At 70.5% G+C, this 25,916-nt stretch carries 18 protein-coding genes and 2 pseudogenes; 12 read left to right on the plus strand and 8 right to left on the minus strand.

Features of this window, described 5'->3' with window-relative positions; genetic code table 11:
- Positions 1 to 41: 41 nt before the first annotated feature.
- Positions 42 to 1,727: a VanW family protein gene (locus tag ACWDUA_RS00805; protein WP_449749380.1), complete on the minus strand. Its 1,686-nt coding sequence runs from the start codon at positions 1,725 to 1,727 to the stop codon at positions 42 to 44.
- A 493-nt stretch (positions 1,728 to 2,220) separates the two neighbouring features.
- A complete protein-coding gene (locus tag ACWDUA_RS00810; RefSeq protein WP_449749108.1) occupies positions 2,221 to 3,516 on the minus strand; it encodes an acetyl-CoA C-acetyltransferase in 1,296 nt (431 codons plus the stop codon).
- Positions 3,517 to 3,653: 137 nt separating this feature from the next.
- Between ACWDUA_RS00810 and ACWDUA_RS00815 the strand changes: the two genes are divergently transcribed.
- The 3 genes from ACWDUA_RS00815 (at position 3,654) to ACWDUA_RS00825 (ending at position 6,592) form a co-directional block, all read left to right on the plus strand.
- Positions 3,654 to 5,018: a 3-oxoacyl-ACP reductase gene (locus tag ACWDUA_RS00815; protein WP_449749109.1), complete on the plus strand. Its 1,365-nt coding sequence runs from the start codon at positions 3,654 to 3,656 to the stop codon at positions 5,016 to 5,018.
- On the plus strand, positions 5,018 to 5,905 hold the full coding sequence (locus ACWDUA_RS00820) for a MaoC family dehydratase (RefSeq protein ID WP_449749110.1): 888 nt from the start codon (positions 5,018 to 5,020) through the stop codon (positions 5,903 to 5,905). The genes ACWDUA_RS00815 and ACWDUA_RS00820 overlap by 1 nt, the downstream gene beginning before the upstream one ends.
- 114 nt (positions 5,906 to 6,019) lie before the next feature.
- Positions 6,020 to 6,592, plus strand: a complete 573-nt coding sequence (locus tag ACWDUA_RS00825; RefSeq protein WP_449749111.1) for a nitroreductase family deazaflavin-dependent oxidoreductase — start codon at positions 6,020 to 6,022, stop codon at positions 6,590 to 6,592.
- On the opposite strand, the gene ACWDUA_RS00830 is transcribed toward ACWDUA_RS00825, so the two are convergent.
- Positions 6,549 to 7,154, minus strand: coding sequence for a TetR/AcrR family transcriptional regulator (locus ACWDUA_RS00830; protein WP_449749112.1), 606 nt, complete (start codon positions 7,152 to 7,154; stop codon positions 6,549 to 6,551). The two genes, ACWDUA_RS00825 and ACWDUA_RS00830, sit on opposite strands and share 44 nt — an antisense overlap.
- Before the next feature lie 106 nt (positions 7,155 to 7,260).
- The gene (locus ACWDUA_RS00835; protein WP_449749113.1) at positions 7,261 to 8,487 is read right to left on the minus strand and encodes a glycoside hydrolase family 3 N-terminal domain-containing protein; all 1,227 of its coding nucleotides are present in this window, start codon (positions 8,485 to 8,487) and stop codon (positions 7,261 to 7,263) included.
- A gap of 29 nt (positions 8,488 to 8,516) precedes the next feature.
- Between ACWDUA_RS00835 and ACWDUA_RS00840 the strand changes: the two genes are divergently transcribed.
- From ACWDUA_RS00840 to ACWDUA_RS00850, 3 genes are all read left to right on the plus strand, one after another.
- The gene (locus tag ACWDUA_RS00840; RefSeq protein WP_449749114.1) at positions 8,517 to 9,074 is read left to right on the plus strand and encodes a universal stress protein; all 558 of its coding nucleotides are present in this window, start codon (positions 8,517 to 8,519) and stop codon (positions 9,072 to 9,074) included.
- 67 nt (positions 9,075 to 9,141) lie between these two features.
- Positions 9,142 to 9,342, plus strand: coding sequence for a DUF2613 domain-containing protein (locus tag ACWDUA_RS00845; RefSeq protein WP_449749115.1), 201 nt, complete (start codon positions 9,142 to 9,144; stop codon positions 9,340 to 9,342).
- A gap of 58 nt (positions 9,343 to 9,400) precedes the next feature.
- Positions 9,401 to 13,735, plus strand: coding sequence for an alpha-(1->3)-arabinofuranosyltransferase domain-containing protein (locus ACWDUA_RS00850; protein WP_449749116.1), 4,335 nt, complete (start codon positions 9,401 to 9,403; stop codon positions 13,733 to 13,735).
- An 11-nt stretch (positions 13,736 to 13,746) separates the two neighbouring features.
- On the opposite strand, the pseudogene ACWDUA_RS00855 reads toward ACWDUA_RS00850, so the two are convergent.
- A pseudogene (locus tag ACWDUA_RS00855) lies at positions 13,747 to 14,889 on the minus strand (acyltransferase family protein); the annotation flags it as partial.
- A gap of 52 nt (positions 14,890 to 14,941) precedes the next feature.
- Here ACWDUA_RS00855 and ACWDUA_RS00860 point away from each other — a divergent pair.
- A complete protein-coding gene (locus ACWDUA_RS00860) occupies positions 14,942 to 16,222 on the plus strand; it encodes a DUF3068 domain-containing protein (RefSeq protein WP_449749117.1) in 1,281 nt (426 codons plus the stop codon).
- Here ACWDUA_RS00860 and ACWDUA_RS00865 read toward each other — a convergent pair.
- Positions 16,211 to 17,470: a lipopolysaccharide biosynthesis protein gene (locus ACWDUA_RS00865; protein ID WP_449749118.1), complete on the minus strand. Its 1,260-nt coding sequence runs from the start codon at positions 17,468 to 17,470 to the stop codon at positions 16,211 to 16,213. The genes ACWDUA_RS00860 and ACWDUA_RS00865 overlap by 12 nt on opposite strands.
- 122 nt (positions 17,471 to 17,592) lie before the next feature.
- Here ACWDUA_RS00865 and ACWDUA_RS00870 point away from each other — a divergent pair, with 122 nt between their 5' ends.
- The gene (locus tag ACWDUA_RS00870) at positions 17,593 to 18,531 is read left to right on the plus strand and encodes an HpcH/HpaI aldolase/citrate lyase family protein (RefSeq protein WP_449749119.1); all 939 of its coding nucleotides are present in this window, start codon (positions 17,593 to 17,595) and stop codon (positions 18,529 to 18,531) included.
- Positions 18,532 to 18,569: 38 nt separating this feature from the next.
- Positions 18,570 to 20,360, plus strand: coding sequence for a hypothetical protein (locus ACWDUA_RS00875; protein WP_449749120.1), 1,791 nt, complete (start codon positions 18,570 to 18,572; stop codon positions 20,358 to 20,360).
- On the opposite strand, the gene ACWDUA_RS00880 is transcribed toward ACWDUA_RS00875, so the two are convergent.
- Positions 20,357 to 21,493: a glycosyltransferase family 4 protein gene (locus tag ACWDUA_RS00880; RefSeq protein ID WP_449749121.1), complete on the minus strand. Its 1,137-nt coding sequence runs from the start codon at positions 21,491 to 21,493 to the stop codon at positions 20,357 to 20,359. The genes ACWDUA_RS00875 and ACWDUA_RS00880 overlap by 4 nt on opposite strands.
- 164 nt (positions 21,494 to 21,657) lie before the next feature.
- Here ACWDUA_RS00880 and ACWDUA_RS00885 point away from each other — a divergent pair, with 164 nt between their 5' ends.
- Positions 21,658 to 21,945 carry a DUF1490 family protein gene (locus tag ACWDUA_RS00885; protein WP_449749122.1) on the plus strand — a complete coding sequence of 96 codons (288 nt, stop codon included), beginning with the start codon at positions 21,658 to 21,660 and terminating at the stop codon, positions 21,943 to 21,945.
- Between the two features lie 3 nt (positions 21,946 to 21,948).
- Positions 21,949 to 24,156 (plus strand): heavy metal translocating P-type ATPase, encoded by a 2,208-nt coding sequence (locus tag ACWDUA_RS00890; RefSeq protein ID WP_449749123.1) that lies wholly within the window; start codon positions 21,949 to 21,951, stop codon positions 24,154 to 24,156.
- Positions 24,157 to 24,168: 12 nt separating this feature from the next.
- Here ACWDUA_RS00890 and ACWDUA_RS00895 read toward each other — a convergent pair.
- Positions 24,169 to 24,653: pseudogene (locus ACWDUA_RS00895) on the minus strand (hypothetical protein).
- A gap of 118 nt (positions 24,654 to 24,771) precedes the next feature.
- Here ACWDUA_RS00895 and ACWDUA_RS00900 point away from each other — a divergent pair.
- The gene (locus ACWDUA_RS00900; protein ID WP_449749124.1) at positions 24,772 to 25,548 is read left to right on the plus strand and encodes a class I SAM-dependent methyltransferase; all 777 of its coding nucleotides are present in this window, start codon (positions 24,772 to 24,774) and stop codon (positions 25,546 to 25,548) included.
- Positions 25,549 to 25,916: the final 368 nt, after the last annotated feature.

Consider the following 25,916-nt stretch of genomic DNA (forward strand, 5'->3'; position numbering starts at 1 on the left):
TCGGCGTCGTGCAGATGGTTCCCGAGTCGTCTGCGGCCGACTCAGACGCAGCGAATCCTCGGTTCGGGCTCGTAGCGGACCGTTCGGGTGTGCCGGACGATCTCGGCGCCGGTCTTCGCATCGGTGATCACCCGGGTGTTCGACGTGGTGAATCCGCGCCCGCCACCGCCGGCGATGCAGTCGTCGCCGCGCGGGACCTTCCTGAGCTCCGGGGAGGTGTGGGCGTACCGCGTGCCGGTGATCGACTCCACGTCGACGGTCTTGGTGCTCCACATCCGCACGGTCACCGCCGACGGGCTCCAGCTGGTCTCGATCAGGACGCCGTGCCGGGTGTCGTTGCCGATCACCAGGTCGATCGCGCCGTCGTAGACGGTCGCCTCGCGCGCCTCCGGGTAGCGGGAGATGTAGTAGGAGTGCTCGGTGTGGTCGACGTCGGTCAGCCCGGCGAAGTAGGCGGCGTTGTACAGCGTGGTCGCGAACTGCGAGATGCCCCCACCGACAGCGTTGGTGGCGCGGCCGTGGTCGATCACGGTGGAGGTCACATATCCCTGTGCAGAGCCGCGCGGGCCGGTGTGTCCGTTCAGGCTGAAGGTGCGTCCGGGCAGGATCAGCGCGCCGTCGACCGCCTCGGCGGTCAGCCGGATGTTCTCCCCCGACGCCGACGAGAAACCCCCGGTGGTGAACTCCGAGACCAGTTCGCGCACACCGAGACCCCTCGCCTTCGCCGTGGTCAGGGCGGGCAGCAATGGACGGTACGCGACCTCGGCGGTCCGCGGGCCCGTGGTGACGAGTGCGCGCTCGACCGCGGTGAAGGTCTGCTCCCAGTCGATCGCCGCACCGTCGCGGGCCGGCACGACCGTCGGCGCCCCGGAGGCGAGCGAGAACCGCGCGTTCACCGGTGTGGACTCCGACCGCACCAACCCGGCGAGCACCTTCTTGCCCCGGGTGCGGTCGATGTGCGGGACCAGTCCGCCGCGACCGTCTGGGACGAAGGTGAGCACCATGCCGACCTGTTCGGGGGTCAGCCGCACCGACACACGGTCACGGCCGGTCACCACCACGCCGGCGGAGACCGCGCGTTCGGCTGCGCCGTCGACGGTGGCGGCGACCACTGCGGCGCTCACCGTCGGCGAGAACGGCTCCATCGGGAGGTCGACGGTGTTGCCGGTCAGCCACTCGCGGGCCAGGACCACCGCCGCGGCATCACGATCGACCCGCAATCCACCGCGAGGGCTGTCGGCGACCGGCTCGGTCCCGTCGTAGTGCACACCGCCCTCGACCGCGGCGCGTTCGAGATCGCCGCGCCGGGTATCGATCGCCGACGCGAGCGCCGTGGCGTCCACGGCGACCACCGGGTCGACGTCGTGGGAGCGCCCGAAGAGTGCGAGCAACCGGCTGAACGGATTCCGCGGCTGATCCCGGAGCCGGTCCGCGGTGGCGTCGGCGTCGAACGTCAGGCCCAGTTCATCGGGGTCGATCCGTGCGGATCCGGAGGTGGTGCGCACCGAGACGGGCGACTCGGTCCGATCGGTCATCGCCGCGAGTTCCGGTGTCAGCTCTGCGGCCGACAGATTCCCGGTGTCACGACCGGCGGTCACCGCGCCGCGCGCGGTGTGCCCGTCGGTGACGAGCAGGTCGGCGGCGAGGATCAGGGTTATGACGGAGGTCACACAGATGCCGACGCGGAGCACTGTCGTGATGCGGCGTCGCGGCGCGGATCTCACCATGTCACTCATACCGAACAAAGATGGCAAATGCGACCCGGCCTTCTGATGCCGGATTGCGATCGAGGGCCTGGCGTGCGGACCATCCGCAGGCCAAGCCCTCGATGGGTTGGCGCCCCGGCTGAGCTGTCGGGTCGGGGGTCTGACAGCTCAACCGAAGCTAACCCGTATATCTACCCGGTCCCCCGACGCGTTACAGCCCCCCACGCACAACTGTTTGCAAATCGATATCCAACGATTGACGATCCTTCGACGCCCACGGAAGGACTCCGCGTCTACGCAGGTCAGAGCGGTCATACACGATCGACCGGGTGTATTGTGAGATCTGGATCACACCGGGTGTCCGGGGGCGAACGACGAGGCGACCCCACCTCCGGTGACATACCGGGCGGTGACATACCGGGCGGTGACATACCGGGCGGTGACATACCAGGAGCTGACATACCAGGAGCTGACTTACCAGGAGCTGGGGCCGGTCGAACCATGTCGACGGGACTCAGCCCTCGATGATCGCGGTGACGCCCTGGCCGCCGGCGGCACAGATCGAGATCAGCGCGCGACCGCCGCCGTTCTCCTTGATCTGCTTGGCGGCCTGCGCGACGATCCGGCCGCCGGTCGCGGCGAACGGGTGACCGGCCGCGAGCGAGGAGCCGTTGACGTTGAGCTTGGCGCGGTCGATCGAGCCGAGCGCCGAGTCCAGACCGAGACGCTCCTTGCAGTACTCCTCGGACTCCCAGGCCTGGAGGGTGGCGAGCACGACCGACGCGAACGCCTCGTGGATCTCGTAGAAGTCGAAGTCCTGCAAGGTCAGCCCGTTGCGGGCCAGCAGTCGCGGCACCGCGTAGGTCGGCGCCATCAGCAGACCGTCGGGTCCGTTGACGTAGTCGACGGCGGCGGTCTCGGAGTCGACGAAGTAGGCGAGCACCGGCAGCCCCTTCGCCTGCGCCCACTCGTCACTCGACAGCAGCACCGTCGACGCGCCGTCGGTGAGCGGGGTGGAATTGCCCGCGGTCATGGTGGCGTCGCCGAGGGAGACCCCGAAGACCGGCTTGAGCCCGGCGAGTTTCTCCGCGGTGGAGTCGCCGCGCAGATTCTGGTCGCGGATCAGGCCGAGGAACGGGGTGATCAGATCGTCGAAGAACCCGGAGTCGTAGGCGGCGGCCATCTTCTGGTGGCTGGCGGCAGCGAGTTGGTCCTGATCGGCCCGCTTGATGCCGAACTCCTTGGCCGTGATCGCGGCATGCTCGCCCATCGACATGCCGGTGCGTGGCTCGCCGTTGCGCGGGATCTCGATACCGAGCGTCGGCAGCACCTTCAGCACGCCGAGCAACTGGTCCTTGGTGGAGCGGGCCCGGTTGACCTCGAGGAGCTGACGACGCATGCCCTCCGAGACACCGATCGGGGCGTCGGAGGTGGTGTCCACGCCGCCGCCGACGGCGACGTCGTAGCGGCCGCGAGCGATGCCGTCGGCCACCGCGGTGATCGCCTGCAGTCCGGTCCCACAGGCCTGCTGGATGTCGAATGCGGGGGTGTACGGCGAGAGGGCGGAACCCAGGACGCATTCGCGGATGAGATTGAAATCACGGGCATGCTTGAGTACGGCACCACCGGCCACCATGCCGAGCTGTTCGCCCTGCAGGCCGAAGCGCCCGATCAGTCCGTCGAGGGCCGCGGTGAACATGTCTTGGTTGCCGACCTTGGCGTATGCCTTGTCCTGCCGCGCGAACGGGATGCGGTTGCCGCCGAGGATCGCGACCGGACGCTCGGCGCGGGTCTTGGGTGTGTTGGCCACGAGAGAACTCCCAGGGGTGTCGGTTGGTGTCTATAGCGTATTCTTACTCCAGAGTAAGTTCGTTGTCGAACGGCGCCCACCCGGGTGGACGCCGACAATCCAGCACGAGACGTGCGAATCAGACAGAGGAGATCCACGTGGCTGCCAACGCCAACCCCGGCCTGTACTCGAGCTTCGTCCACTCCGGACCCGGCGCGTTCATCGCCAAGCAGGCCGGTCTGCCCGTGCCGCCGAGACTGCGCCGCTACAAGCCGTCCGAGCCACCCCTGCCCGGTCCCGTACTGCTCGGCGGACAGGGCCGGCTGGTCGAGCCGCTGCGCGAGATCCTCGCCGCCGACGACTACACCCTGATCCAGAACGCCACCACCGGCCGCAGCGCCGACAAATACGGCGGACTGGTCTTCGACGCCACCGGCATCACGAAGCCGGCCGAACTGGAGCAGCTGTTCGAGTTCTTCGCGCCCGTCATGCGGTCCACCGCCGCGTGCGCGCGGTTCGTGGTCATCGGCACCACCCCGGAGCTGGTCACCGACCCCGACGAGCACGTCGCCCAGCGCGCCCTCGAGGGCTTCACCCGGTCGCTCGGCAAGGAATTGCTCAAGGGGTCCACCGTGCAGCTGGTGTATGTCTCCCCCGACGCCAGGACCGGCCTGACCGGCCTGGAGTCGACGCTCCGCTTCGTGCTGTCGGCGAAGTCGGCATTCGTCGACGCCCAGGTGATCCGGGTGGGCGCGGCCGACGCGACCGCCCCGGCCAGCTGGGATCGTCCGCTCGAGGGCAAGGTCGCCGTGGTCACCGGCGCCGCGCGCGGTATCGGCGCGACCATCGCCGAGGTCCTCTCCCGTGACGGCGCGCACGTCATCTGCGCCGACATCCCCGCCGCCGGTGAGGCACTCGCCGAGACCGCCAACAAGGTCGGCGGCACCGCCTTCCCGCTGGACGTGTCCGCCCCCGACGCCGGTGACAAGCTCGCCGAGCACGCCCTCGAGCGTCATGGCGGCATCGACATCATCGTCAACAACGCCGGTATCACCCGTGACAAGCTGCTCGCCAACATGGACGACGCCCGCTGGAACTCGGTGATCTCGGTGAACCTGATCGCCCCGCAGCAGCTGGTCGACACGCTCGTCGCCAAGGACGCGCTACGCGCGGGCGGCGCCGTCGTGGACGTGTCGTCGATCGCCGGCATCGCGGGCAACCGCGGCCAGACCAACTACGGCGCCTCCAAGGCCGGCGTCATCGGCCTGGTGGACGCCTACGCCCCGATCCTCGCCGAGAAGGGCATCACCATCAACGCCGTCGCCCCCGGCTTCATCGAGACCACGATGACCGCGGCCATCCCGCTGGCCACCCGGGAGGCGGGCCGCCTGATGAGTTCGCTGCAGCAGGGCGGCCAGACCGTCGACGTCGCCGAGACCGTCGCCTATTTCGCCAGTCCGGCCAGCAACGCGATCACCGGCAACGTGGTACGCGTGTGCGGCCAGGGCTTCCTGGGGGCGTGATGAGCAAGACCATCGTTCTCGACGGCCCGCCGTCGACCGTCCAGGTCTACGGCAAGGCCGTCGCCGCCATGCTTCCGGTGATCGGCAAGTCGGGTCCGGTGCGCCCGGACACACCGCTGCCCGACACGCGCTACCGCCTGGAGAACGTCCGGGTGGATCCCGACGCGCTGCTGGCCTACACCCGCGCGACCGGCCAGCGGTTCGGCGCGACACTGCCGATCACCTATCCGTTCGTGCTGCAGTTCCCGCTCGCGATGAAGGTCATGACCGACGACGACTTCCCTTTCGGCGCAGTCGGTTCGGTACACCTGGAGAACACGGTCCATCGGCTCCGGCCGATCGGTGTGGACGAGCCGCTGACCATCGAGACGCACGCGGAGAACCTGCGTGAGCATCGCAAGGGCATGGTGGTCGACATGATCAGCGAGTTCACCGTCGGCTCCGAGCCGGTGACCCGGCAGGTGGCCACCTTCCTCACCCAGCAGCGCACCAGCCTGTCCGACGCGCCGCGTGGCCCGCAGCCGCGGGAGAAGACCCCGCCCCCGCCGGATTCGGTTCTGGCCGTGGATCTCCACCGCATCCGCGAGTATGCGGCCGCATCGGGTGACCGCAACCCGATCCACATGGGCGACCTGCCGGCCAAGGCGTTCGGCTTCCCGAAGGCCATCGCACACGGAATGTGGAGTGCCGCAGCGGCTGTCGCGAACGTCGAGGCCCAACTGCCCGGCAACGTCGTCTATGCCACCCGGTGGGGCAAGCCGATCCTGTTGCCCGCCAAGGTGAACGTGTACACCCACCGCACCGGCGGACCTGGCGGCTTCGATATCTCGATCCTGAACCGGCGCAAGGGTTATCCGCACCTGACCGCAACCACCCGAGCAGGATGACCCGACCGGACACCCCTCCCGGCGCCTACGTGCAGGCGGAGGGTGTCCGGCTCTCCTGGAGCCCATCGGCAACACGAACGGCCCCGATCACAGCGGGTGCGAGAGGGAGATCCGATGAAGGCCCCGGCAGCGGTGACGTCGCTGATGACATCGATCCGATCGACCGTCGACGACCGGTTCGGTCGGCTTCGGCACCACCACCGCCTCGTGCGGGCGCCGATCTGGTTCTACCGGCACGGCTGGGGACGGGTGTTCGGGCCCGGCATGCTCATGCTCGAGCACACCGGCCGGATCTCGGGCCGCCCCCGCCAGGCGTGCCTTCAGGTCGCCGTCCGCCGCTCACCCGGGTCCCTCGTGGTGATCAGCGGCCACGGCACCACCGCCCAGTGGTACCGAAACCTGCTCGCCCACCCCGACTGTCGGGTGACCACCGCACGGCGTGGCGGCATTCGGGCCCACGCACGTGTGCTGTCCGACGACGAGTCCACCGCCGTCCTCGACGGCATCGGTCGTGCCCATCCCCGGCGGGCGGAGCGCCTGCGCACGATGGCCGAGGAGGGGACCGGCGCACCGCCGATGGTCGAGCTCACGCTGCGGGAGTGGACCCCACCGGCGCGAGCCCCGGGCCGGGCGAGTGACGTGCTCAGGGGGTGTGGACGCCGACGCCCTTCAGGCCGCGCCAGGTGATGCCCACCAGCAGGTCCGTGGCGGTCTCCAGGTCGACGTCGCCTTCGCTGATCCGGTCGGCGACGGCCTCGCCGGCACCGACCAGCGCGACGGCGGTCAGTTCGAAGTCGATGTCGCGGGCGCTCTCGACGGTGGTGCCGCGGCGGATCAGCCCGGCGACGGATTCGACGACACGCTCACGACTCTCGGTGACGATGCCGGCGAAGTTCGTGGTGCCGACGGCGACGCGGTAGAGCACCCGCCAGGATTCGCGGTGCTCGTGGACGTAGCGGAGGAACTCGCGGACCACGGTGCGGGCCTGCTCGCTCTGCCGCAGGCTCGGGTCGAATCCCGCCGCCATCGCGTCGATGAACCTTCCGGACTCGCGGGCGATGCACGCGCTGAACAGCTCTTCCTTGGAGCCGTAGTACAGGTACAGCATCGGCTTGGAGATCTGCGCCTGTGCGGCGATGGAATCCATCGACGCGTCTCGGAAACCGTTCTCCGCGAACACCGTGACCGCGGCGTCGAGCATCTGCTGCTCGCGCACCGCACGTGGCAGTCGCTTGGTTCCGCCGACCATTCCCGTCGCCTCCAGACATCTCTTCGCAGGGTATCGAGCTACCCTACCCGCAAACTTACCAAGCAGTAAGTTCATGCTTCGTCCGGAGGCCGATCGTCCGACTCTATCAGCAGGTCAGCTGCCCCTTGGCACGCAGGATGCGCACCACCGACGCGTTGACCCGCTGCTCGCTCAGCGCGCCGGACCGCACGGCGGTCTCGAGCCGGTCGAGCACCGTCGGCACCGCATCGGTGGTGATCCACAGCGCGATGTCGCCGCCGGCCACCAGGAATCGCTGCACTGCCTCGGGCAGCGGGTACCGCTGGGTGATGGCCCCCATCCCGGACAGGTCGTCGGAGAACACGACCCCGTCGAACGCCGGTCCACCATAGGGCCTTCCGGTACGCAGCATCCCGATCGCCTTGGCGCTCAGGCTCGCCGGGGTGTCACCGACGGTCAGTCCCGGCACGATGAGATGACCGACCATCACCCCGGCGTCGCCCGGATTCTGCAGCAGGGTCTTGTATGGCACCAGATCGGAGCCGATCAGCTGATCCAGCGGCGGGGTGCGCACCACGCCCAGGTGCGAGTCGCCCGACCCGTGGCCGTGGCCCGGGAAGTGCTTGAACACCGGCATGATCCCGGCGGCCTGCAGTCCCTCGGCGAAGGCCTGCCCGTACCGGGTGACGGTGTCCGGGTCGTCGGAGAACGAGCGGTCGCCGATCACCTCGTCGGCGGCCTCGTCACTGACGTCGACATCGGGCGCGAAGTCCACGGTGATGCCCTTGGCCTTCATCTGCCGGCCGAGCCGGGTCGCCAGGGCACGCACCTGCTCGGGGCTCTGCGTCTGGGCGAGCTCCCGCGCCGACGGGCTGTCGATACCGAGCGACGACAGCCGCGACACCCGGCCCCCCTCCTGGTCGACGGTGACCATCAGCGGAATCTTCGACTGCGCCTGGACCTTCTTCAGCGCGGCGGGATCGGTGAGGATCGACTTGTCGGTCCAGCTGCCGACAAAGATGCCGCCGACCGGCTCGTTCGAGACCAGCGAGAGCGCATCGGCGGTGCCGGTCACCCCGACCACGATCGACTGCCCGAGTTTCTGCCGCAGCGTCATCGTCGCGAGTTCGTCGGCGCCACAACCCACCGGCACCACCGAGGCCGGGGTGCTCGCCGAGGCGATCGACGACGACGGACGCGAGGACGCGGTCGCCGTCGCCGACGAGGCCCCCCCGGCGGTCGGCGTCGGGTCCGAGTCACAGGCGGTCAGGACCGCCGTCACCGTGCCGAGCGCGGTGACCAGGCACAGCAGGTCGCGGACGGTCCGGGTCCGGCGTCGTCGAGTTGAGCCCATGGCACGAGTCTGGCATGTACCCTCGGAACATGGACTCGCGGTCCGTTTCCGCAGCTTCCCGGCCCGGCTCCGGTCGCGCCGACGCCCAGCGCGCCCAGGCCTTGATGATCGCCTTCGACGGCAGCCCGAACTCCGAACGCGCCATCGCCTACGCCGGACATTTCCTCCGCGCCCCGATCGCCCACGTGGTCACCGCCTGGCAGCCCGGCGCGCTCGGCCCCACCCGGATGTCCACCCTCTCGGCCGGAATCCAGCCGTTCGTCGACACCACCCCGCTCGAGATCGACGTCGACGACTCGCTGCGTGACGAGGCCGCCGAGATCAACGCCCGCGGCGTGGCGATGGCCCGCGACGCCGGACTCGACGCCACCGGCACGCTGGTGGAGGTGGAGTCCACGGTGTGGGGTGCGCTGGTCGCCGCCGCCGACGCGCTCGCCGTGGATCTGCTGGTGACCGGCACCCGCGGCGACACCGGCCTGAAGGCACTGTTGCACTCGAGCGTGGCCGAGCGGGTCCTGCGGCACTGCCACCGCCCGGTGTTCATCGTCCCGGCCTCCTGCGACCAACAGCCCAGCGTGACGCCGTAGGTGGCCGACCCACCGGTGTTCGCGTGACCTGCCGGCCCCGCCGTGCCGCGATGGTAGTTTCTAGCCCATGCGCAACAACCGCCTGATCGCCGGAGCCGTCGCCGGAGTCGCCGGCATCGTCGTCGGACTCGGTGCGGTGTTCCTCGGTGGCTTCCTGTCGGCGGAGAACAGCCCGTCCACCGACCTCAACAACATCAACCCCACCAACGGTTTTGTCCAGGGTTCGGTCGACTACGGCTCACGGGGCGGCTCCGGCGACACCCAGTGACCGGCCCGTCCGCCCCGGTGTCACCACGACCGCTGCCGTCGGCGCATCCACCGCCGCGGTGACCCGCCGGCTGGGGCCGCGCGGCGTCACGGTCGCGGCCGTCGTCGCACTGCTGGTCTCCTTCCTGCAGTCCCCCGGGCTGATCGCCGCCGACACCAAACTCGACCTCACCGCCGATCCGCTCGGCTTCCTGGCGCGCGCCACACACCTCTGGACACCGCAGGCCCCGCTCGGACAGGTGCAGAACCAGGCGTACGGCTATTTCTTCCCGCACGGCGCGTTCTTCGCGCTCGGCGACCTCCTCGCGCTGCCGCCCTGGGTGACCCAACGACTGTGGTGGGCGCTGCTGCTGACCGTCGGCTTCGTCGGTGTGGTGCGGCTGGCCGAGGCGCTGCGGATCGGCTCACCCGGCTCGCGGGTGCTCGCCGGCATCGTGTTCGTCCTCTCCCCGCGCGTGCTGACCACCCTCGGGTCCATCTCGTCGGAGACACTGCCGATGATGCTGGCGCCCTGGGTGCTGCTGCCGGTGGTCCGGGCGCTCGACCACCCCGACGACGACACGCCGCTGTGGCGACATGCCGCTCGATCGGCCGTGGCGGTGGCGCTGATGGGTGCGGTCAACGCCGTCGCCACCATCGCCGCGGTCGGGGTGTCGGTGGTGTGGTTCGTACTCTGCGCACGCGGGGACCTTCGGCGCTGGTGGCGGTTCGGGCTCACCTGGGCGGGTGCAGCGGTCCTGGCGTGCACGTGGTGGGTGGCACCACTGCTGATCCTGTCGCGCGTGTCGCCGCCGTTCCTGGACTTCATCGAGTCGTCGCGGGTCACCACCCGATGGGCATCGCTGACCGAGGTGCTGCGCGGTACGTCGTCGTGGACGCCGTTCGTCTCACCCGAGCGGGTGGCCGGCGCGGTGCTCGTGACGCAGCCCGCCGCGGTCCTCGCGACCGGGACCCTCGCCGCAGCCGGACTGGCCGGACTGTGTATGCGGCACATGCCGTTCCGACGCCGCTGGGTGGTGATCCTCGGGTTCGGCCTGGTGCTCATGTGCAGCGGATACGCCGGCACGCTCGGCTCCCCGATCGCCGAACCGGTGCGCGTCTTCCTCGACGGTCCCGGCGCCTTCCTGCGCAACATCCACAAATTCGAGCCCTTCCTGCGGTTGCCCCTGGTGCTCGGCCTGGCACATCTGCTGGCGCGGGTCCCGTTCCCGGGCACCTCACCCCGACGGGAATGGCTGTCGGCGTTCGCACATCCGCAACGGTCCCGGCCGGTCGCCGCCGCGGTGGTCATCGTCGTCGCGCTGGTGGGTGCCGGCTCACTGATGTGGACCGGACAGCTCACCCCCCACGGGGCCTACCAGGCGCTGCCGGGATACTGGCGGCAGACCGCGCAGTGGCTCGACGCGCACTCCGACACCGACTCGGGCGCACCGAAACGTGCTCTGGTGGTTCCGGGTTCGCCCTTCGCCGACCAGCTGTGGGGGCTGACCCGCGACGAGGTCCTCCAGCCGCTGTCGGCGACGCCGTGGGCAGTGCGTGACGCGATCCCGCTCACCCCGCCCGGCGCGATCCGCGCACTGGACGCGGTGCAGCGCGATCTCGCGAACGGCCGGACGTCCCCCGGACTGGCCGCCACCCTGGGCGGGCAGGGGATCGGATATGTGGTGCTGCGCGCCGATCTCGACCCGGAGACGTCACGATCGGCCCGGCCGCTGGCGGCTCAGCAGGCCCTCGACGGATCACCGGGACTGCACCCGGTCGCGACGTTCGGCCCCGAGGTCAGCCAGGCGTCGGTCGAGGGCGTGGTGCGCGACAACGGGTTACGGCCGCCGATGCCCGCCGTCCAGATCTATGCCGTCGACGGCGACGCCGGCACCGGGCCGCGCCTCGCGGCGACCGATCAGATGACCCGCGTCGCCGGAGGACCGGAAGCGGTTGCCGCACTGCAGGATGTGCGGGCACGACTGGGTGAGCCCGCACTCGGCCCGGTCCTGCTGGAGTCCGATGCCCGCCGGGCCGGGCTGTCGGCCGGCCCGGTCGTGGTGACCGACACCCCGGCCGACCGCGAGGTGGACTTCGGCCGGGTCGACGACCACAGTTCGGCGATCCGATCCCCCGACGACGCACGGCGAACCCAGAATGCCGCACCGGACTACCCGGTCGACGGTCAGCCACTCACCGAAGGTCAATGGCTGCTCGACAACCGGGCCGGCGAGGTGCGGGTGTCGACGTCGGGGTCCGCGGCCGATGCCACCCAGCCCGGACAGACCTCACCGGCGAGTTCGGCGGCTGCGGCGTTCGACGGCGATCCGTCCACGGCCTGGGCGAGCAGTGGACTCTCCTCCGCCGTCGGCCAGTGGCTGCGACTCGACTTCGACTCTCCGCAAAGGGATCTGGCCCTTCGTCTGACCACCGCCAAGGCACTCGGACCGGATGTGACGTCGGTGCTGGTGACCACCGAGGCCGGCTCGACGGTGGCCTCCGGCCTGGAGCCGGGCACACCGTTGACGGTCACCGCCCCGAGCGGCCCGACCCGCTGGGTTCAGATCGCGGCGATCGCCACCGACGACGGCACCGCGGGTAACCAGTTCGCGCTCGGCGAGGTCGGCGTGATCGACCTCGCGTCCGGGATGCCACTCACCATCCGCCATCGCGTGGTGCTGCCCGGGTTGCCTGCCGACACCCAGGTGTCGGGATGGCTTCTCACCCAGGAACTCTCGGGGCGTTCGGCATGTGCGACCGAACCCGCCCGCGGGGACGGTACCACCCGCGAGCACTGCGCCGCCGGTCTCGGCCTCTCACCGGAGAACCCGGGTGTGCTGACCCGGGCACTGTCGGTGCCGTCGGCGACGACGGTGGAGCCGGCGATGGTGCTGCGCCCGGACCCCGGCGACGGACTCGACGCCCTGCTGTCGGCGGCGGGCGGCATCCGGGCATCCGGCGCGTCGACGGTCAACGATCCGCGGGCATCGGCGCAGGCCGCGGTGGACGGTGACCCCGGAACCGTGTGGACCGCAGCAGAACCCGAGAAGAAGGGGGCGTCGCCCACGCTCACGCTGCGCTTGCCGGCGCCGCAGGACGTCGAGTCACTGCGGATCGTCGCGCCCGAGGGATATCCGGCGGCGCCCACCCGGGTGTCGGTGGATCTCGGCACCGGACCGCAGAAGCACACCGTCGGCGAGGACGGAGTGGTCACCCTGACCCCGGCGGTCACCGACCACATCACCATCCGGTTGCTCGACCGCACCGACCTGCTCGACGTCAACAGCCTCGGATTCGCCAGTCCTGCACCGGTCGGCATCGCCGAGGTGCAGATCACCCCGTCACCGCCGCCCGCGCCCGACGCCGACCGGCCGATCGGCATCGGTTGCGACGCCGGCATCGGGATCACCGTGTCGGGCCAGGTGATCGGGATGTCGGTGCACACGACGGCCGCGGCCCTGCGGGCCGGAGAGCCGGTGGTGGCCCGCCCGTGCACCCCGACATCGGTGGGTCTCGGTGCGGGAGAACAGGAACTGTCGGCGAACCCGGGGTCGGCGTTCACCGTCGATGCCGTGTGGTTGCCCGTGTCCGGGCGCGGTACCGGCGGGGCCGGGACGCAGCATCCCGAGGTCCGCACCTGGGCGGCCACCGCCCGTACCGTCACCGTGGATTCCGCTGCCGTGCAACGCATCCTGTCGGTGCCCGAGAGCACCAACCCGGGCTGGGTGGCCGAACTCGGCGGGCACGCCCTGGAACCGGTGGTGGTCGACGGCTGGCAGCAGGGCTGGGTCGTCGAGGCCGGCGAGGCCGGCACCGTGACCCTGTCGTTCCGCTACGACAGCCTCTACCGCTGGTCGCTGGTCGCCGGATTCATGCTCCTCGCAGTGTTGTTCGTCCTCGCATTCGGGCCCAGGCGATCCCGGGACCACGTCGGCGGTGGTCGATCCGAGCCGTCCGATGATGCGCCGGACGCCGCCGATCACACGATCCCGGCCGCGGGGTCGGCGACCGTTCCCGGCACGGCGTCCCTGGTCGTCGGTGCCGTCGGGTGGCTGGGTGCGTGCTGGCTGCTCGCCGGATGGTGGGGGCTCGGGGTCGCCGTCGTCTGCGGCGTCGTCGTACTCGTGCTCCGGCCACCCGCGGTGGTGGTGACGGTGTTCGTCGCGATGGTGCTCGCCACCGTCGGCCTGGCGTCGGGTCCGTGGCAGTCACCGACCGGCTATCACGGCTTCTCCTGGTGGGTTCAGTTGCCCGCGCTGGTCGCGGTGTCGTCGGTGATGGTCTCGGCGCTGCTCGCCCCGGTCGTCGACGCGCCTGCGCCCGACGGATCCGCAGCCGCCTGGCGGGACCGGATCCGGGCACTCTCGCGGCGCCGCAACCGGTCCCGGGCCGGTTCCTCGATGAAGGCATAGCTCGCCGCCGACACCCCGATGCTCAGTGCCAGGGTGAGGCACCACACGAGCAGTGTGTCGCCGGCGAACGGGATGATCCCGAACAGCCCGAAGACCACCGCGAGTACGGCGACATGCCAGATGAAGATGCCGTACGACCAGCGTCCCAGGGCCAGCATCCACGGCGAGGTGAGCACCCGGAACCGTCGGCGGGCGGCGGTCGAGCGGTGACCGGACGGGGCGTCGCACACCAGCGGGGCCAGCAATGCGAATCCGCACAGGGCGCCGAGCACCATCTTGACCGCGAACTGCCACGGCGCGAGGTCACCGAGGCCGGTCGGCCCGGCGATCGGGGTGCATGCCGCGGCGTAGGCGACGACGAACAGTGCACCCATCGCGCCCCGCCGGGCTCCGATCCGCTCGAGCGACCGGGTCAGGCGCGTCGAGCCACCGAGTTCGGCGGCACCGGAGACCTCGGCGAGCAGCAGTCCCGCGATGAACCACGGCAGATGCCCGAACACCCAGTTGGTGGGTTCCATCCCGTCGGGCAGCGGCAGTGCGCGCCCCACCCACGCCCAGCCCAGGCTGATCACCCCGAGCCCGAGGAGCACCGGGACCCGCAGACCCATACGGCTGCCGCGCAGCCGGAACAGCCCCACGCCCAGGAGCGGCAACAGCAGATAGAAGCCGACCTCCACCGACAGACTCCACATCTGGGTGAGTCCGGCGGTCAGCGACAGCGGCACGTACACCTGGGTGAGGGTGAGATTGGCGAGCCAGACGGTGAGGTCGGCGCCCCGCGCCTCCGGCAACAGGGTGAGCACCGCCACCACCACGACCACGTAGGCGGGCCAGATCCGGACCACGCGGTGACGCAGATAGCGGCGTACCGCGGGGCGCTGCGCCTGCCGGTGCGCGGCAGCCACCCAGTTGCGCCACAGCAGAAACCCCGACAGCGCGAAGAACACCGCCACCGCGAGGTCGAGCCGGCCCAGGACGGGGCCGAGCACGGGGATGCCGACCGCGCCGGTCTGGAAGGCGACGTGGGTGGTGAGCACGCCGATCGCGGCCACCGCACGCATCCCCTCGAGCTGCGGGAAGAACCTCCGGTACTCCGGGGTCTGCTCCTCGACGGTGTCGGCGGTTGCTGCGGTGGCGGCCTGTTCTGCGGTCATGCTGGGTCACAGGGTAGCGAGTGTCCGATTCGTCTGCCGCTACCCTCGCCGTATGCCCGATTCCGGTGACCGCCCCGTTTCCGCGAGCGCACCACCCGCATCGAGCCGATGGTCGACGCGCGATCTGATCGGCCCCACCGTGATCTTCGTCGGCGGTTTCCTGATCGCCGCCGCCCTCGCACTGCCGACGCTGCTGGTCGGCCAGATGCGGCTGATCCCGCTCAGCACCGACGTGACGACGGTCGCGACGAGCGTCGGCAGCCCCGAACCGAATGCGACGATCCTCGACCGCTGCTCGCTGAACTCGCCGACCGCCCGCACCGTGGGCGCGGAGCTGGTGCGCCAGCAGCGGGTGGTGGCGGTGCAGCCGTCGGACAAGCGGGTGGTGACCTTGCAGGCGGGGACATCGGTACAGGCCGAACGCATCTGGCTCGACGGGCGCAGCGTCGACGCCGGCACCGCGCGCCCCGGATCCGAGCAGGCGGCCGCCGACGGCGAGCCGCCGTGTACGGATGCGACGCTGTCGGCGATCAAGGACCGCGTCACCCTCGGCCGTCGGACCGCACTCCCCGACCTCGGAGCTAATTCGTCTGGGGTACAGGGCAATTCGGAGATCCAGTACGACAGCCACGCCGCGCCGGTGCGGGTTCCCGACCGGGCCGGGTACACCTACGTGCTGCCGTTCGGCACAGGCACCGACGGTCTGCGGTTCTTCGACCCGGTGAGCCGGCGGTCGGTGCCGCTGATCCACACCGGCGAGACCCTCGTGGACGGACGCACGGCGCAGCGCTTCGTGGCCGACGTTCCCGACGCCGATCTCGACGCGATCGGCGCCGGCGTCCCCGACAGCGGTGTCCCGGCCACCCGGATCACCCGGCCCGCGTCGTGGTTCGGCGTCGCCGGTGACCCGGCCCGCCCGCTGACCGCCACATTGCATCAGACCTCCCGCTGGGAGATCGCCGTCGACGAGGCGACCGGCGTGATCCTCGACGAGCGGGTCGACGTCGACCAGGCCTACCGGATCGCCGACCCGACGCTCGCCGACTACCGGCTCACCAGCCTCACCGCGACCTTCGCCTACGACCGGCAGACCCGAGCCCAGCTCGCCGACCAGGCGCAAGGACTCGGGAACCCACTGGTGATCTGGGGACGTGTGGTGCCGATCGCCGCCGGGGTGCTGGGGGTGCTGGCCATCGCCGGCGGGGCGGTGCTGACGGTGCGGGGCCGGGGCGATGCGCCCGACCATCAGACCGACCAGACCGAGACCGACGGGACCGGGACCGACGGGACCGGGACCGACGCCGACGAATCCCGGGCCGGGTCAGAGGTCTGACGTCTCCGGTTCAGACGGCGGTACCGGTGTCGGGGCCATGACGCGCAGGCAGTAGATCCCGGTGCCCACCGCGGCGACGGTCACGGTGATCGCTGCGGTCGCCGCAAGCGCGACGATCGAATGCACCGCGGTCACGATGACGACGGCCTCGATCACCACCGCCACCCAGGTGCCGACGGCGACCCGGGTGCGGTCGGCGGCGATCGCCGCGAGCAGCACCACCTGCAGCACCGCCATCGCCGCACCGGTGTAGGCGAACAGCCACAGGATGCCCACGAGCAGCCGGTACTCCTCCCCGATCACGATCGGCACCAGCGGTGCCGCCACCCCGGCACCCGCGGTGACCAGCACCCCGATCCCGGCCACCACCGCGACCGCCTGTCGCAGCGACGTGCGCGAGCGGGCCGGGTCGGCGAGCCGCGGATAGAGCACCACGCCGATGGCCTGCGGCAACCAGAACGCCGCCTTGGTGGCCACCGCGCCCAGACCGTAGATCCCGGCGTCGACCTCGTCGAGAGCAGTGCGCGAGAGCAGCAGGTCGATCGACACCGCGACGATCAGCACCAACTGCACCTGGGAGGCCCGCAGCACGCTGAGCGGTGACACCGGTCGGCGCGCGACGGCGTCGTCGTCGCCGGTCCCCGTGACCCGACCGGGGCCGATCCCGTCGCCCGTCGCCCGGACGGTCACGCCGACGACGAGCGCGGCCACCACGGCACCGATCGTCCCGGCGAGCAGACCACCCGCCGGCCCGGCACCCGCGGCGAACGTCACGAGCATCGGCACCGAGCGCAGGGCACCGACGACGGCGAGCACCCAGGCGAGTGCCCGGAACTCCTGGCGGCCCTGCAGCACGCCCTGACCGGCCGCGATGATCACCAGCAGCGGCGCGGCGGCCAGCGCGGCGACGGTGGCGGGAATGCCGGTGTGCGCGACGGCGGCCACGATCGGGACCGCGATCGCAGCGGTGACGAGGACCCCGAGGGTGGTGGTGACCGACATCCGACGCAGGTTGCCCGCGCGGCCACGGACCACCTCGCGGGCCACCACCGACTGCAGGGCGAGGGCGGGAACCCCGAGGATCAGCATCGCCGACAGCAACCGGGCGAACTGTCCGTAGTCGCCGGGCGGCAACCATCGTCCGGCCCCGACATAGACGAGGTAGGCCGCGACGTTGGCGACCATCGACCCCACCGCGACCCAGCCGAGGGCGCCGATCACACCACGCACCCGCCCCGGACCGACCATGGTCTCAAGTCTGCCCGACCCCCCGCAGCGGGTCGCCGGGTAGGGATCGTCGCACGAGGTGGGTGTGGAACCATGGAAGGTGGTTCATCGTCGGCAGGCGACGGTACGAGGTAAGGCCAGGGATGTACGACCAGAACGTCACCACCGAGACCGATCCATCGGACATCGGGTTCCGGATCGATCCGGTACTCGCGCGTAGCTGGCTGCTGGTGAATGGTGCGCAGTACGCGCGATTCGCGCCGGCCGCACGCTCGCGCGCCGACATCGTCGTCCTCGACATCGAGGACGCCGTCGCCCCCAAGGACAAGGAGACCGCCCGCGACAACGTCGTGCGGTGGCTCGCCGAGAAGTCCGACGACCATCCCGGTGGCGCCGGGGACTGGGTGCGCGTCAACGGTTTCGGCACCCCGTGGTGGGCCGACGACCTCGAGGCGTTGTCGAAGACCTCGATCGGCGGCGTGATGCTGGCGATGGTCGAGTCGATGGACCACGTCACCGAGACCGCCAAGCGACTGCCGAACGTACCGATCGTCGCGCTGGTCGAGACCGCCCGCGGGCTGGAGCGGATCAGCGAGATCGCCACCGCCAAGGGCACCTTCCGGCTGGCATTCGGCATCGGCGACTTCCGCCGCGACACCGGCTTCGGCGACAACCCGATGACCCTGGCGTACGCACGGTCCCGGTTCACCATCGCGGCCAAGGCGGCTCACCTGCCGAGCGCGATCGACGGACCGACGGTCGGGTCGGGTGCCCTGAAGCTGTCGGAGGCCACGGCGGTGAGCGTGGAGTTCGGCATGACCGGCAAGATCTGCCTCACCCCGGATCAGTGCGCCCCGGTCAACGAGGGTCTCTCACCGTCGCCGGACGACATCACCTGGGCGCGTGAGTTCTTCGCCGAGTTCGAGCGTGCCGGCGGCGAGATCCGCAACGGCTCGGATCTGCCGCGTATCGCCCGTGCCACCAAGATCCTGGATCTGGCCCGCGCCTACGCCGTGGTCGAGTCCGACTACGACGTCGACCCGGGGCATGTCCCGCCGCCGTCGGACACCTATCACTACTGATCGGTGAGTCGCGGTGCCACGGTGAGGGATCGACGACCGTGACCCGCGTGCGCGTCCTGCCGGTGCTGTACCTGACCGGATTCGTGCTGGCCGCGGTGATCCTCGCGCCGCTCACCGCCCCCGGTCACCTGCTGTACCGGGATGCGGTGTCGACGCCGCGGTCGTTCGTGACCGACGCCGCGCTGGGCGTCGGCGACCTGGCACCCCGTGCGGTGCCGCAGGATTGGTTCGTGGCGGTCACGAGTTCGGTGGTCGACGGCGCGGTCGTGGTGGTTGTGATCCTGGTGGTCACGCTGGTGTTCGCGGCGGTCGGGTTCGGCCGGTTGGCCTTTCGGCTCGTCCCGCAGGCCGGGCGCACCGGTGCGGTGGCCGCGGCGGTGGTGTCGGTGTGGAACCCCTTTGTGGCCGAACGACTCCTGCAGGGACACTGGAGCCTGCTGGTCGGGTGGGCGACGCTCGGCTGGATCGTCGTGGGAATTCTCGATCTGGGCCTGCGTTCGCCGGATCGGCATCCGCCGCCGCGGTGGGTGCGGTGGGCGCAGCTCGCGGGGCTGCTCGCGGTGGCCGGGCTGACGCCTACCGGGTCCGTGCTGGCACTGATCGTGGCCGCGGTGATCGCTGTCGCGGTGGCGCCTCGAGTGCTCCCGGGTTGTGCTGTGGTGTGGCTGATCTCGGCGTCGCCGTGGTTGGTCGCGGCGGCGGCAGGGTCGGGGTCGGTGACCTCCGACGGCACCGCGGGCGCCCGCGCGTTCGGGTTGCGATCCGAGCCGGGCCTGGGACCGGTCGGGACCGCACTGGGATCGGGCGGGATCTGGAACGCCGACGCCGTCCCGACCAGCCGCACCATGTGGTGGGCCGCGGTGGCCACCGCATGCCTGCTCGTGGTGGTCGCACTCGGGATCGTCGGGTTGTGGCGCGGCCGGGTGTCGATGGACGTGGCGCACCGTCGAGCGCTGTGTGCGCTGGGCGTTCTGGCGGTGGCGACGGTGATCCTGGTGTCGCTGTCGGCCACCGGAGCCGGCCGTGCCGTGGTGGGCGCGGTGATCGACACGATCCCGGGCGCCGGTCTGCTGCGTGATGCGCAGAAGTGGCTGGCGCTGGTCACCCCGGCGTTCGCGGTGGGTGCGGCCGGGGCGATCGCCGTCTTCCGACGCCATGTCCCTTCCGGTTTCGCCCTCGCCGCGGTCGGCCTGCTGGTGATCGCCCCGCTGCCCGATCTGGCCTGGGGTGTCGGCGGCAAGGTGACGCCGGTGCGCTATCCGGCGGACTGGTCGACGGTCGCCGCGATGGTCCCCGCCGATCGAGGTGCGGTGGCGTTGTGGCCGTCGGATACGGTGCGCCGCTATCGATTCACCGACACGGTGTCCCTCGATCCGGCAGCCCGGATGCTGGCCGCCCCGGTGATCGAGTCGGGCGAGCTCCGCGTCGACGGTGTGGTGGTCGACCCGGCCGCCCCCCATGCGCAACGGGTGGATGCGGTTCTGGCCACCGGTGGCGATCCGGCCGAGCTGGCCCGGCTCGGTGTCGGGTGGGTCCTGGTGGAACGCATGGGCTCCGAGGGCATCGATGTTCCGGACGATCTCGCCACGCGGGCACCGGTTTTCGCCGGGGACGATCTCCTCCTGTTCCAGATCGACGGCGCCCGGACCGAGCGCGCGTCGAGCACCGCACGTGCCGCCGCGTGGGCAGCACACATCGTCTGGCTCACCCTCATCGTGGCCGGCGCAGGTGCGGTACTCGGAGCGGCACTGGACCGATACCGCAAGAATCCTCAGCGCCGCAGCATCTCCTGGCGCCGCAGCATCTCCTGGCGCCGCAGCATCTTCTAGCGCCGCAAGCGCGCGAACACCGACAGCATCTCGTCGGCGGTCGCACCCCACGAGTAGCACTGCGACTTGCGGTGTGCGGCGTCACCGAGCCGGCTCGCCTCATCCGGGTTGTCGATGAGTTTTCTGGCGGCGCTGGTGAATTCGTCGATCCCGTCGACGAGTAGACCGGTCTTGCCGTCCTCGACGGAATCCATCAGACCCACCGAACTGCGGTAACCGACGGTCGGCACACCGTGCTGGGCGGCCTCCATCACCGCGAGCCCCCAGCCTTCCTTGCGTGAGGGCATGAGGTGTACACGCGCTCGGGCCAGGATCTGGTGTTTGACGGCCTCGGTGACGTGGCCGTGGAAGTCCACCGCCTCATCGACGCCGAGATCGTGTGCACGGGAGATCAATTCGTCCGACCACCATCCGCCGCCGATCACGTCGAGTTCCACGTCGACACCGGCGCGGCGCAGGTCGGCCAGGGCGATCAGGGCGTGTTCGACCTGTTTGTGCGGCACCAGCCGGGACAGCACACACATCCGGACCGGGCCATCGGGCTCGGCGGGTCGCGGGGGTACGCCCGCGGGCACGGGGTCGAGTCCGTTGCGGATCACGGTGATCCGGCCGTCGTCGACGCCGAGGTCGACGAGTTCGCGTTTGGACGGGGCCGACACGGTGACGTAGTGGTTGCGGCGATGCACCCATGGTGACACCCGGGATTCGAGGAACCAGCCGAGGTGCCCGAGCGCACGGCCGGCGACCGGCCACTGTTCGCGATGGCAGTGGTGCACCAGCAGGATGGTCGGCGCGCGGGTGACGAGGGTGGCGAAGAACGGCATCCCGTTCTGGGTGTCGATCACGACGTCGGGGGTGTATCCGGCCAACGGACCCCGGCCGAGACGTCCGGCGAGGATCGTCAGCAGCGCACGCGGGTAGACGCCCAGGCGTCCGCCTGCGCGGAGGATGCGCACGCCGTCGCGGTGTTCGGTGCGTGGCGCCCCGGGGTACTGCGCGGTCACGAGGGTGACGTCGGAGCCGCGGGCGGCGAGCTCGCGGCCGACGCTCTCGAGGTAGCGCTCGCTGCCGCCACCCTGCGGGTGGCCGGTGTCGCGCCAGCACAGCAGCAGCACGCGGGACGGAGGAGTCATCGGGGTACAGGGTAGCCACCCGGGTGGACCGCGCGGCGCGGACCGGGATGCCGGCGTCGCCCGGATCCATCCGACGTGACCGGAAGGGTGCGTTCCGGCAGCGGCCTGTAGTAGCGTGGAGAATCGAGAACTCCGTTGTACGCCTTAAGGATTCGAGGACACACATGGCAATTCACGCATGGATCGGCAGGGCGGGTACGGCGGTCGCCACCGGGTTGGTCGGCGCCGTCGCCTATGACGCGGTTCGCACCGTCGTGCGCCGGACACCGCTGCGCGAGGGGGCCGTGGTGGCCACGGCGTGGGGGCTGCGCGGGACGCGCAAGGCCGAGGAGGTCGCGGAGTCGGTGCGACTCAACACCGCCGACATCGTCGCCGAGGCCAAGGACCGGATCGGCGAGGAGTCCACCCCACCGGGAACCGCCATCACCCATTCCCACGACCACGATCACTGACCCGTGCCCGCCCCATCAGCGGCGGTCGACATCGCCGAGCTGGGCATCACGGTCCGGTCCGCGGCCGCCGGACGGATACGCCTGACCGTCCCATGGCTGCGCGTGACCAGCCGATTCGACGCCGACCGGCGTGCGGTGGCGATCGAGGAGAGCGTCGCGCACGTCGCCGGGGTGCGCGCCGTCCACGCCTATCCGCGCACCGCATCGGTGATCGTGTGGTTGCGGGCCGACACCGACCGGGCTGCCATCGACCAGGCGATCGGCGCGGCCACCGTCGTCGACCGGGCCGGGCTGCCCGACCGCGCACCGCACTCGGCCGATGTCACCAACGCCGATCTGATTCGCATGGGAATCGGTGCCGGCGCCCTGGTCCTGCTGGGATTCCGCCGCTACGGCTTCCGCCGCCCGCCGCTGCTCGGTCCGGCCTCACGCACGGCCGCCACCGGGGTCACGATCTTCGCCGGGTATCCGTTCCTCCGCGGCGCGCTGCGCTCGTTGCGCGGTGGACGGGCCGGCACCGACGCCCTGGTGTCGGCGGCCACCATCGCGAGCCTGCTGCTACGCGAGAACGTCGTCGCGCTGACCGTGTTGTGGCTACTCAACATCGGCGAGTTCCTGCAGGATCTCACCCTGCGCCGCACCCGCCGCGCCATCTCCGACCTGTTGCGCGGCACCCAGGACACCGCGTGGATGCGGCTCGACGACGGCACCGAGATCCAGGTGCCGGTCGACTCGCTGCGTGTCGGCGACGCGGTGATCGTGCACGAGCAGGTCGCCGTCGCCGTCGACGGGGTGGTGGTCGACGGTCAGGCGGTGGTCGACCAGTCCGCCCTCACCGGCGAGAACCTGCCGGTCACCAAGGATGTCGGCGACCGCGTACAGGCCGGTTCGGTGGTGCTCACCGGACGGATTGTGATCACCGCCGACGCCGTCGGCGACGACACGTCGATCGGCCGCATCATCGGCCGGGTCGAGGAGGCGCAGCGCGACCGGGCACCCATCCAGACCGTCGGCGAGAACTTCTCCCGGCGCTTCGTCCCCGCCTCGTTCGCGTTGTCGGCGCTGACATTGCTGGTCACCCGGGATCTGCGTCGTGCGATGACGATGCTGCTCATCGCGTGCCCGTGCGCGGTGGGGCTGTCCACCCCGACCGCCATCAGCGGTGCGATCGGCAACGGCGCCCGCCGCGGCATCCTGATCAAGGGCGGTTCGCATCTGGAGGCGTCGGGGCGGATCTCGGCGATGGTCTTTGACAAGACGGGCACGCTGACCGTGGGACGTCCGGTGGTCACCAATGTGGTGTCGTTCTCCGGCGACTGGCAGCCCGAGCAGATCCTCGCGTATGCGGCGAGTTCGGAGATCCACTCGCGTCACCCGCTGGCCGAGGCGGTCATCCGGTCGACCGAGGAACGGCGGATCGAGATCCCCACCCATGCCGACTGCGAGGTCATCGTCGGGCTGGGTATGCGCACCCGGGCCGACGACGGCCGGGTGTTGCTGCTCGGCAATCCGTCCCTGCTCGACCGGCATGGTGTGGCGATCTCCGACGACGCCCTGGGCTGGGTGGAGCGGTTGCGACGCGCCGGTGAGACACCGCTGCTGCTCGCCGTGGACGGCACGCTGGTGGGGCTGGTCAGCCTGTCCGACGAGGTGCGGCCCGAGGCGCGGGAGGTGATCGATGCGCTGCGTGCGAGCGGTGTCACCGAGATCGCGATGCTGACCGGCGACCATCCGGTCACCGCCGCCACCATCGCCGTGCAACTGGGCATCGACCGGTGGGCGGCGGAGGTGACCCCCGACGACAAGCTGGCCGTGGTGCGCGAGCTCCAGTCGCTGGGGCATGTGGTGGCGATGGTCGGCGACGGCGTCAACGACGCCCCCGCCCTGGCCGCCGCGGACATCGGCATCGCGATGGGTCTCGCCGGTACCGACGTCGCGGTGGAGACCGCCGACATCGCGCTGGCCGGCGACGATCTGCGCAAGCTGCTCGACATCCGGGACCTCGGTGCACACACCGTCGAGGTGATCCGGCAGAACTACGGCATGTCGATCGCGGTCAACGGGCTCGGGCTGGCGATCGGCGCGGGTGGCGCATTGTCGCCGGTGTTGGCAGCGGTGCTGCACAATGCGTCGTCGGTTGCGGTGGTGCTCAACAGCTCTCGTCTCATCCGGTATCAGGTCGAGCCTGTCCGGCCCCCGCATCGCGACTGAACCGGGCGGCGGTCAGCCGGGATGACCGGCCCCGGTTCGATCGCGCTCGGCAGCCAGCACCGAGGCCGGCAGCCGCCACCGGCGATGGCGGTGCCGGAACATCAGCCGCACGAATGTCACGGCCACCAGACCCCGGGCCCCGGATTCCACCTCCACCTCGTCGGTGTAGCGGCCGGTGGTCGCCGATGTCGGTTCGAAGGTCAACCGGTGGTTCCACACGCGGACCGGACCACCGCGTTCGCGCGGGTGTAGATCTCGAGGTCGTCGAGGCGGACGATCTCGATCTGATGTGTCCAGGACGGGATCACCCCCAGCCAGCGCACCCGTCCGCGTGCCCGGAACCCCGGCGTGACGGCGACGTCGGGCGGCGGCGCCTGCTCCATCGAGAAGCTCAGTACGGGGGCCAGCACGAACTGCATGACCTCGGGGACGGCTGCGAGTTCACGCACGCGCGCGGCGGAGAGCGGAAGGTCGGTGGTCAGGGAAACGATCGTCATGGGTGACGCTCCTCTGGTCCGGATGTGATCGGCCTGTTCGCAGCCTAACCTTTTTGACAACTGTTTTCGATAGTGTGGGGTGTCGGGCGGTCGCCGGCCACGCCCTAGACTCGACCGGGTGTCCAGAGCCCAGACCTCGACGCGACGGTTCGCGCAGATCGCCACCTTCCGCCGGGCCGTCGGCCTCCTCTCCGACTTCCGATTCGAGCAGACCGACCCGGCCCGGTTCTACGGCGCGCTCGCCGAGGACACCGCCCGGATGGTCGAGGCCTTCGCCGCCGACGACGCGACCGGCGGTCTCGATGGCGCGGTGATCCTCGACGTGGGTGGCGGGCCCGGCTACTTCGCCGACGCCTTCGATGCGCGGGGTGCCCGCTATCTGGCGGCCGAGCCCGATCCCGCCGAGATGCACGCCGGTGGTCTCGAGCACCGCGGTACCGTGCGGGCGTCGGGTCAGCATCTGCCGTTCGCCGACGGGTCGATGGACATCACCCTGTCGTCCAACGTCCTCGAGCACACCTCACGGCCATGGGAGATGGCCGACGAGATGATCCGTGTGACACGCCCGGGCGGGATCGTGATCGTCAGCTACACGTTGTGGTGGGGGCCGTTCGGTGGTCACGAGATGGGGCTGACCCACTACGCGGGCGGCCATCGTGCGGCTCGCTGGTACACCCGACGCCACGGCCATCCACCCAAGAACCTCTACGGCACTTCACTGTTCAAGGTCACCGCCACCGGGGGCCTCCGGTGGGCGAGGTCGCGCACCGATGTCGCCAACGTCGTCGCCACCTTCCCCCGGTACGTGCCCGCATGGGCATGGTGGGTGCTGCGGGTCCCAGTGTTACGCGAAGTCGTTGCCACGAATCTCGTTGTGGTGCTGCAGAAGAGGTAGTACCACAACCCGGCCGAGCAGCGCGACCGGCGGAGATTTCGACACGCCTCGTCGCTACGCTCCTCATCGGCTCAACCACCCACTAGGCGTTGCTGATTGCGCCGAACCCCCTTCCACGAGTGAGCCGCGCCCTCTACGAGGATTGAGCCGGGACCGAGCATCGCGAGGACCCGAGTCGAAATCTCCGCAGCCAACGTCAGGCGGCGACCACCTCAGAGGTGGCCACCTCAGCAACCCGGCCGACAGAGATTTCGACACGCCTCGTCGCTACACTCCTCATCGGCTCAACCACCCACTAGGCGTTGCTGATTGCGCCGAACCCCCTTCCACGAGTGAGCCGCGCCCTCTACGAGGATTGAGCCGGGACC

This window comes from Gordonia sp. NPDC003376, from assembly GCF_053589235.1.